Origin of the sequence: Pseudoalteromonas sp. bablab_jr011 (assembly GCF_016464045.1) — a bacterium.
Taxonomy (GTDB): Bacteria; Pseudomonadota; Gammaproteobacteria; order Enterobacterales; family Alteromonadaceae; genus Pseudoalteromonas; species Pseudoalteromonas lipolytica.
Genome location: NZ_JACDWU010000297.1, coordinates 1 through 1,225, shown reverse-complemented (window position 1 = coordinate 1,225; position 1,225 = coordinate 1). Strand labels below are relative to the sequence as shown.

Annotated in this window: 1 protein-coding gene; it reads right to left on the bottom strand. The window is 40.1% G+C overall.

Annotated elements, in window-relative coordinates; all coding sequences use genetic code 11:
- Positions 1–5 precede the first annotated feature (5 nt).
- Positions 6–1,142 (bottom strand): ISAs1 family transposase, encoded by a 1,137-nt coding sequence (locus JIG41_RS18665; protein ID WP_024602346.1) that lies wholly within the window; start codon positions 1,140–1,142, stop codon positions 6–8.
- Positions 1,143–1,225: the final 83 nt, after the last annotated feature.

The window sequence follows — 1,225 nt, the reverse complement described above, 5'->3', positions numbered from 1 at the left end:
CACGGCTAGCGCATTTTAATCCCAGATTCTAACAGGGTTGAGCGATAATCATCGTCTAGCCCTGCCATTTTCTTTTTTCTCGCCATACTGGCTGTTTTAGTTGTATCTTGTTTAAATAACGCCATGGCTATTTTTCTCATTACGTTAAAAACAAGGGGTCCTTGCTTCTTACGGATTCTTGATTCATCTTCCCTAAAGTTCATATCCAACATCCAATGCATACTTTCAACCTGCCAGTGGCTTCGTACCGCATTAAGTGCTTGCTCCGCACCTAACGCTAACGAACTAATATACCAACGCGTTTCTATCGTGTCTGTACCTGATGATTTATCGTGAACCTCAGCGGTTACTTGAATAACACTCTTTAAGCCAGACCATTGGTAGATTTTATCTAACCAGCTTTTATCAATAAGCAATTGCTGACAAACTCTTGTTTCAATGCGCCCATGCCCTGAGCTTATTTCGGTATGTTTATCATAGTTGCTATTGGTCAATCCTTCGCGCTCACTCTTGTGCCACCAAGCTTCTAATTCACTCTGCATACCTGAATGGTTACCTTTGAGCGCTAGGATATAATCAGCTTTTTGTTTAATTATTTGTTTCGCTATTTCTTGCTGGCAGCCCATAGCATCAAGTGTAATGATGCTATTTTCAATATCTAGCATGGTGAGTAACTCAGGTATGGCTGTGATTTCATTTGTTTTGCTATCAACGGCTGTTTGCCCTAAAACTAACTGGTGTTGGCAGCTCCATGCACTGACGGTATGTAAAGCACTTTTTCTATCTTTGGTTGTAAATGAACGACGTGCAGTTTTTCCATCCATAGCAATAATATCAGCACCCGTGGTTTCAATAAGTGAAGATATCCAAGATTGAAATGCATGCTCTATTTCATCTGATTTTAACCGACAAATGACACGGGCTATGGTGTCGTGTCTTGGAATACCCGCGTTGAAAGCGCCATATCTTTTTAACCAATCAAGTTTTAGATGCCCAAAATCTTCAATATCCTCCCATCCTTGTGCACCGGAGATTACTGCACTAATGGCTAAAAGGAGAATATCGATAAGCTCATGCTTTTTACAGCGTTCAATGCGAGGATCGGTAATTGAATTAAAGTGTTTCAGAAAAGTAGCGCTCATATTTTACGTGACCAAGGTGATTATTATGCCTTGATCTGATCACTACATATTCTATAAGTTCAATTTATAATGATCTTGCCGTG

Coding starts and splice junctions, on each gene's coding strand:
- JIG41_RS18665 (WP_024602346.1), bottom strand. CDS start 1,142: ATGAGCGCTACTTTTCTGAAACACTTTAATTCAATTACCGATCCTCGC.